The organism is uncultured Campylobacter sp. (genome assembly GCF_937921625.1).
GTDB lineage: Bacteria > Campylobacterota > Campylobacteria > Campylobacterales > Campylobacteraceae > Campylobacter_B.
Genome location: NZ_CAKZTI010000064.1, coordinates 1 through 7,254 on the forward strand (window position 1 = coordinate 1; position 7,254 = coordinate 7,254).

General features: G+C 52.2%; 9 protein-coding genes and 1 pseudogene. 4 read left to right on the plus strand and 6 right to left on the minus strand.

Annotated features, from left to right (window positions below; translation table 11 throughout):
• From Q0101_RS10250 to der, 6 genes and pseudogenes are all read right to left on the minus strand, one after another.
• Positions 1-1,183 (minus strand): PFL family protein (locus Q0101_RS10250; protein ID WP_297945216.1); only part of this gene is annotated, 1,183 nt, incomplete at its 3' end.
• A 9-nt stretch (positions 1,184-1,192) separates the two neighbouring features.
• Positions 1,193-1,459, minus strand: coding sequence for an ACT domain-containing protein (locus tag Q0101_RS10255; protein ID WP_297945219.1), 267 nt, complete (start codon positions 1,457-1,459; stop codon positions 1,193-1,195).
• A gap of 55 nt (positions 1,460-1,514) precedes the next feature.
• Positions 1,515-2,015 (minus strand): DUF2628 domain-containing protein, encoded by a 501-nt coding sequence (locus Q0101_RS10260; RefSeq protein ID WP_297945222.1) that lies wholly within the window; start codon positions 2,013-2,015, stop codon positions 1,515-1,517.
• 10 nt (positions 2,016-2,025) lie between these two features.
• Positions 2,026-2,994 (minus strand): tryptophan--tRNA ligase, encoded by a 969-nt coding sequence (gene trpS, locus Q0101_RS10265; protein ID WP_297945225.1) that lies wholly within the window; start codon positions 2,992-2,994, stop codon positions 2,026-2,028.
• 487 nt (positions 2,995-3,481) lie between these two features.
• Positions 3,482-3,976: pseudogene (locus tag Q0101_RS10270) on the minus strand (shikimate kinase); the annotation flags it as partial.
• On the minus strand, positions 3,963-5,348 hold the full coding sequence (gene der / locus Q0101_RS10275) for a ribosome biogenesis GTPase Der (protein WP_297945227.1): 1,386 nt from the start codon (positions 5,346-5,348) through the stop codon (positions 3,963-3,965). The gene der and the pseudogene Q0101_RS10270, both read right to left, overlap by 14 nt.
• Between der and Q0101_RS10280 the strand changes: the two genes are divergently transcribed.
• The 4 genes from Q0101_RS10280 to Q0101_RS10295 all read left to right on the plus strand — a co-directional run.
• Positions 5,329-5,454: a hypothetical protein gene (locus Q0101_RS10280; protein WP_297945230.1), complete on the plus strand. Its 126-nt coding sequence runs from the start codon at positions 5,329-5,331 to the stop codon at positions 5,452-5,454. The two genes, der and Q0101_RS10280, sit on opposite strands and share 20 nt — an antisense overlap.
• Positions 5,455-5,691: 237 nt before the next feature.
• Positions 5,692-5,895 (plus strand): hypothetical protein, encoded by a 204-nt coding sequence (locus tag Q0101_RS10285; RefSeq protein ID WP_297945232.1) that lies wholly within the window; start codon positions 5,692-5,694, stop codon positions 5,893-5,895.
• A gap of 20 nt (positions 5,896-5,915) precedes the next feature.
• Positions 5,916-6,848, plus strand: a complete 933-nt coding sequence (locus Q0101_RS10290) for a DMT family transporter (RefSeq protein ID WP_297945234.1) — start codon at positions 5,916-5,918, stop codon at positions 6,846-6,848.
• A gap of 162 nt (positions 6,849-7,010) precedes the next feature.
• A partial coding sequence (locus Q0101_RS10295; protein WP_366939446.1) for a BadF/BadG/BcrA/BcrD ATPase family protein occupies positions 7,011-7,254 on the plus strand: 244 nt, incomplete at its 3' end.

Genomic DNA, 7,254 nt, shown 5'->3' on the forward strand with positions numbered 1-7,254 from the left:
CGGCGGTCGTTTTTTGATTTATCACGCCGATCGCGGCCTCGTCGGCTATGATCGCGGCGATCGTCTGCTCGGGCGTATCCTGCGGGATCGCGATCATATCGAGCCCCACCGAGCAGATCGCGGTCATCGCTTCGAGCTTTTCTAAGCTTAACGAGCCTGCGCGCACTGCGGCGATCATGCCCTCGTCTTCCGAAACCGGTATAAACGCGCCGCTAAGCCCGCCTACTTGGTTGCACGCCATCACGCCGCCCTTTTTGACCGCGTCGTTTAGTAGCGCAAGCGCAGCCGTCGTGCCGTGCGTGCCGACGCGCTCTAAGCCCATCTCCTCAAGCACGCGCGCGACCGAATCGCCCACCGCCGGAGTCGGAGCTAGCGAGAGATCGACGATGCCAAATTTCACTCCCAGGCGCTCAGACGCCATTTGCCCTACGAGCTGTCCGATGCGCGTGATCTTAAACGCCGTCTTTTTAACGGTCTCGGCGACCACGTCAAAGCTCGCTCCTCGCACCTTCTCAAGCGCGCGTTTTACGACGCCGGGGCCGCTGACGCCCACGTTTATGACGACCTCGGCCTCGCCCACGCCGTGAAATGCGCCCGCCATGAAGGGATTATCCTCGACGGCGTTGGCAAACACGACGAGTTTTGCCGCGCCAAGATCGGAAAGCCGCGCGGTTTCTTTTATCACGCGCCCCATGTCGGCGACGGCGCTCATATTTATGCCCGTCTTGGTCGAGCCGATATTTACCGACGAGCAGACCTTTTGCGTCGCGGCGAGCGCGGCGGGGATGGAGTCGATTAAAATTTTATCGCCCATTGCGTAGCCCTTTTGCACGAGCGCTGAAAAGCCGCCGATAAAGTCGATGCCGACCTTTTTGGCCGCCTCGTCCATCGCTCTAGCAAGCGGGACGTAGTCGGTAGCGTTTGTCGCCGCGCCGATGATGGCGATAGGCGTTACGCAGACGCGCTTATTTACGATCGGGATGCCAAGCTCTGCCGAAATTTCATTGCCGACCTTTACTAGATCGCGCGCTTTGTCGGTGATCTTGGCGTAAATTTTCTCCGCTGCCTTGTCGATATCGGGATCGATGCAGTCAAGCAGGCTGATGCCCATCGTGATCGTGCGGATGTCGAAATTTTGCTCCTCGATCATCGCGATCGTTTCGGTTACGTTTTTGATGTCCATCTGTGCGCCTTAGATATTGTGCATGGCGTCAAAGATCGCCGAGCTTTGGATGTTTATCTTTACTTTTAGCTTTTCGCCTAGCTCGTTTAGCTCCCCCTTTAGAGCCGTGAAGTCCTGCTTTTCCTCGCTGGAAACCACTGCCATCATCGTAAAAAACTCATCCAAAACCGTCTGGCTGATGTCGTCTATGTTTAGCCTAAGCTGCGCGAGCTTGGCCGAAACGCCCGCCACTATGCCAACCCTATCCTTACCGATCACCGTTACGATCGCTTTCACTCTTACTCCTTTTTAAAATTTATTTAGCTATTTTGAGCGCGAAAGCCCTTTAAAACTACTGAATTTTGCCGCCGTTTGAAATTATTAGCGCAAACACAATTGCGACAAAAGCGTAAAATATTACCGCGAGCCATATCGCCCATCTATTCACGCCGCCGCCCCGCCTTAGGGCTTCATCGTCCTGCTTATCCAGTAGCGCGACAAATCTATAGCAAACGAAATATTTCGCCATAGTTCCGCTACTGACGCTAATCGCCATTCCTATACTTCTATCATATTCATCCAAAAACGGAATAAAGCAAGAAATTACCACAACGGCAAATAGGGCTGCGGCAATTTTATACTCCTTGCGGTACAGAAAAAAGAACAGCGTGCCGAAAAATCCCCACCAACTCCACGTGCTTACATAATTTAACTCGCGCTGCTTGCCCGCGGCGAAAAATTTCTCGCAGGCGCGTGCGTAAATTTCAACCTTGCTAGGAGTTTGCAAGAAAATTTCCAGCTTCTGCCGAAGCAGCTTGCCGTCAGATAAAATTTCTCTAGCGTAATCCGTCATCTCACCCTCCTTAGCGATAAATCCCTACGGCAGCGCGAACCTTTTGCATCAATGAAGTAGCCGTCGCAGCCGCCCTTTGCGCGCCCTGTCTTAGCATCTCATCCAAAATTTCGCGGTGGCTTTGATAGTATTCGAATTTATCTCGCGCGTCTTTGAAGTAGCTAAGCACGAGCTCGTTTAGATACGCCTTGAAGTGCCCGTGCCCCTCGCCTCCGCACTCGTAACGAGCCTGCAGCTCCGTCTGCTCCGCTTCGTTTAAAAATAGCTTCGCGATATTATAGACATTGCATCCACGCCACTGCTTAGGCGCTTCTAGCGGCTCAGAGGTCGTTACGATACTTGAAATTTGCTTCTTTAGCGTCGCGGCATCTGCAAAAATATCGATCGTATTGCCGTAGCTCTTGCTCATCTTCGCGCCGTCTGTACCCGGCACGATCGCCACTTCATCATTTACGCGCGCTTGCGGAATAGTTAAAATTTCGCCGTGGGCGTTGTTAAATTTAAGCGCGATGTCGCGGGCGATCTCGACGTGCTGGATCTGATCCTTGCCCACAGGCACGACTTCCGCGCTGTATAGCAGGATGTCCGCCGCCATCAGCACGGGGTAGCTAAACAGATCGTGCTTGCTCTCAAAGCCCTTTGCGATCTTATCTTTGTATGCGTGCGCCCGCTCGAGCAGCCCCATCGGCGCATATCCGCTTAAAATCCAGTAAAGCTCCAACACCTCTTTCACGTCGCTTTGCACCCAAAACACCGTCTTTTTCGGATCGATCCCCAGCGATAAAAACGCCGCGGCAGCCTCGTAGGTGGAATTTTTTAGCTTTGTGCCGTCGCTTACGGACGTGAGCGCATGGTAGTTTGCGATAAACATAAACATCTGCTCGCCCGCATTTTGCGCATCCACCATCTGCTTGATACTCGCGAAGTAGTTACCCAAATGCAGCTTGCCGCTAGGCTGAAGACCCGTTAAAATTCTCATCATTGCTCCTTTAAATCAAAATCAGATCGCCGTCTATAAAGCCCACGGCGACGTGCTTGCACTTAAAAATTTTAGCGTTAGGCATCTGCTCTCGCAGCTCGCGCAGAGCCTGCACGAGCAGTTTTAAAACCTGCCGCCACGAAAGCTCGCTTAAAAAATCAAGCTGCAAGCGCAAGCTTTGCGGATAAAACTCATCCTCGTCCTCGCACGCCCAGTCGTCGTCATCCGCGTCATAACTGCTCGATCCCGCGAGCTGCAGCGCGTAAGGCTCGTAAAGATCGAAGTGCCACGCGATCACCCGCTTTGGAATTTCCTCGCGTTCTAAGCCCTCCAGTAGCTCACGCAGCTTTTGCTTTAGCGCCTCTTTCTTTTCAAGCTTATCGCTTTTACCCTCTTTGCCGCGCGGCTCGGAATTTTTGCCGACACCAGAGCACTTCTGCTTAGACATCTTTTTCCCCTTTAAATTTAGCCCGTCGCAGGCAGAGCAAATTTCTTTTACGATCTTTTTTACGCTTTTATTTTCGACGTCGATTACGATATCGGCCTTTTTTTCATACGCCCCGTCTCTTTCGGCGTGCAGCGCCGCGGCCTTTTGCAGATCCGCTAACAGCGGGCGCTTGGCAAATTTTTTCTCCGCGTTCTCGCTATTTTTTAAGCGATTAATGATCCCCTCAAAGCTTGATTTCAGATACACGACGGTGCCGATTTTATTTAAATTTTTCACGGCGTAAAAGCCGCCGCCGGTGGAGATCACGGCGCAGCGGACGGACTTTTCTAAAAATTTTGCCAAATCCGCCTCCATCTTTCTAAAGCTTTGCTCGCCCTGCTCTTTAAAAATTTGCCCGATCTTTTTATTGGCGTAGCTTTCGATCATATCGTCGCAATCGAGCGCGAACATCCCGCTTTGCGCAGCCAGCGCCCGCGCTACCGTACCCTTGCCGACCCCCATAAAGCCGATGAGTACGATATTACCGCTCTTCATCGCTCTCACCTTTTTTGCGCGGCAGCAGCACTAGCGGACTTCCCGAAAGAGCGAAGCTTGCGCGCAGCCTGTTCATCAAATAGCGCTTGTAGCTGAAATGTAGCGCACTTGGGCGGTTCATTACAAGAACGATCTTCGGCGGCGCAAAGCCGATCTGTGCGGCGTAGTAAATTTTAACCGATTTGCCTCGCTCGCGAGGTATCGGATGCGCCTTTATCGCGGCTTCTACCGCTTCATTGATCCTTGCGGTGCCGAGTTTGCGCGTGAAATTTGAATAAACATCCAAAATGAGCGGGTAAATTTTATGTATCCGCTTCCTGTCCGTCGCGCTGACGCTGATGATCGGCGCGTAGGAAAGAAATTTAAACCTATCTCTCAAATCGCGGCAAAACTCATCGTAATCGCGCTCGCAAAGATCCCATTTGTTTAAAATTATGATGAGCCCGAGTTCAAATTTAGCCGCAAGCCCCGCGATGCGCTCGTCCAGCTCGTTTAGCGGCTCGCTTGCGTCAAGCACCAAAAGCGCGATGTCGGAGTTTTGTAAAATTTTTTCGGTGCGATTTAGCGCGAAACGCTCGATGCCTTCGATCTTGCCGCGGCGGCGAATACCCGCCGTGTCGATAAACTCGAGCGTGCGCCCTTCAAATTCCGTGCTTTCGTTCACCGGGTCGATCGTCGTGCCCGCATAATCGCTCACGACCGAGCGCTGCGAGCCCACAAGCGCGTTTAGAAGGCTCGATTTGCCGACGTTTACCCGCCCGATGATACCCACGCCGATAGTTTTACTAGCGTAAAATTCCTCGTCGCGCCCCTCTTTCGGCTCGCCCTCGTCGTTAAAGCCCTCTATAAAATCATCAAAAATTTCATCCTCGTCCTGCTGCGCGGGCGCAGGGTCTAAAAAGCCGTAGATCCACTCTTTCAGCTCATCAATGCCGCTATTGTGCGAAACGGAGATCGGGAAAAATTTAACGCCGAATTCGTTAAACTCCCAGCTACGCTCCTCGTCGCGCTTGCCGTCTATTTTATTGACCGCCAGGGCGATGGGCTTACCAAGCCTCTGCAGCGAGAAAAATATCCGCCGCTCATCATCGCTCGGAAGCAGCTTGCCGTCCGTCATAAAGATTATCAAATCCGCACTCTTTGCCTCGCTTAGCGTCTTAGTCTGCACGCGCGCAAACAGCTCGGAGGTGTCGTCCAAGCCGCCCGAATCGATCACGCGCACGCGGCGATCGAAAATTTCAGCTTCGATTCTATTGGTATCGCGCGTCGTGCCCGCAACGTCGCTCGTGATGGCGATGCGAGCGCCCGCTAGGCGGTTAAAAAGGCTCGACTTGCCGACGTTGGGGCGCCCGATGATGATCAAACTTTTCACGTTCGTCCTTGTAGTTTTTGGCGCGATTATAACCAAAAATAGATTAAAGCCAAATTCTACGCGCTCGCTCGCGGAAGTAAGCGGCGAAATTTTATCGCGACACTAGCGGGACGCCGCACGGACGCAAGGCATCAAAACGCGCGATCCATCGCCACGGATGACGCAAAACTGGAGCTACGCGTAAAATTTATAAAATTTTAAAACCGAAGCCTGGGCGCGAAGTACAAAACCGAGCGGTCGCACGGGGTGCGCAAAAGCAGGCGGTGCGGCGAAATATTAAAACGGCGGAATATTAAAATTTAATCATTATGCGTGTATAATTTCGCAAATTTAAAGGGGCGCGATGAAATACAACAACTTCTTGCTGCACCATCTAAGCGTGTATTATATGCTGATGGCGTGCTTTTACAACTCTCTTACGGGCGTTTTTGCCAAGCTTTTGGGCGCGCAAATTTCACCCCCTCGCATCGCGCTCTTTCGCGATACGACGAAAATTTTGATCCCGCTTTATAAAATAAAGACGCGCCTCTGCGCGGCACGCTCGTAGCGAACCGAAAGTAGCAGGCGATGAAGCAGAAATTTTACTCCGCGTTTTGGCTGAAACATCTGGGCGTTTATTATATGCTCGTAGCGAGCTTTTATTTCGCGCTAAACGGCGCTTTAGCCAAGGTCATGGCAGAGCGGATGAGTAGCGCCGAGATCGTGTTTTTCCGCAACGTCGTAGGCATCGCGATCGTGCTGTTTTCGCTACGGCGGGTAAAAAATCTTGGCCCGGGCGGCAAGCCGTGGCTGCTCGCGTTTCGCGGCTTTATCGGCAGCTGCGGTATCTTAGCGACCTTCTACAATATCGCTCACATCGATCTTGGCACAGCTTTTACTTTCCAAAAGACGGCGCCCATTTTCACCGCGCTATTTTCGGCGTTTTTCTTAGGCGAGAAGCTAAGCTCGCGCGGCTGGTTTGCGATATTGCTCGGCTTTGGCGGAATTTTACTCGTCGTGCGCCCGCACATCGGCATCAGCGTAACCGACGCGGTGGGAATTTTCGGCGGCATGTGCGCGGGGCTTGCATACACGAGCGTGCGCGAGCTTCGCAAACACTACGCCACCAACATCATCGTGCTGGTTTTTGTCTCATCCGCGACCTTTCTAAGTGCTGCGATGATGATAACGGGCTGGGTGCTTGAAGGTAGCGAGGTTAAAATTTTAGGACTTTTCAGCGGGGCGGATTTGGCGAGGCTTGCTTACTTCAACCCGCCAAGCCTTTTTGGCTGGGTGCTAGTGGCGCTTCTGGGCGTCAGCGGTATCTACTTTCAAATTTACATGACGCGCGCTTACGCCGCTTCGCGCAAAGCGGGCATCGTCGCCGCGATCAGCTACAGCGACATCTTATTTAGCATGGCGCTCGGCATTATACTAGGCGATCATCTGCCCGGTCCAATCGTGCTAGCGGGCATCGCGGTGGTAATTTTAAGCGGAATTCTAATCGCCCGTGAGCGCTAAATTCAGATCTAAATTTAAAACCAATTCAAACGCGCCGAGAGGCCAAATTTAATCCGCGCCGCAAGCCTGCGCTAAATTTCAGCAGTCTAAAAGCTTAAAAAGACTAACATTCAAATCAAAGTTCTACGGCGTAGAAATATTTTTCGACGGATTTAAAATTTTATGCATTTTATCGGTATCGACATCGGCGGGGCGTCGTCAAAACTCGCCGTTATGGACGAACGCGGCAAATTTTGCGAGCTGTTTTTGCTACCAAGCGGCTTTAGCGCGGTCAAGGTCGCGCGGCAAATCAAGCAAAATTTGGAACAAAAAGGCTACGGCGAGGGCTTCGTGACGGCTACTGGCTACGGGCGCGTCAGCGTGGACTACGCGCAGCTTAGCATGAGCGAAATTTTATGCCACGGCC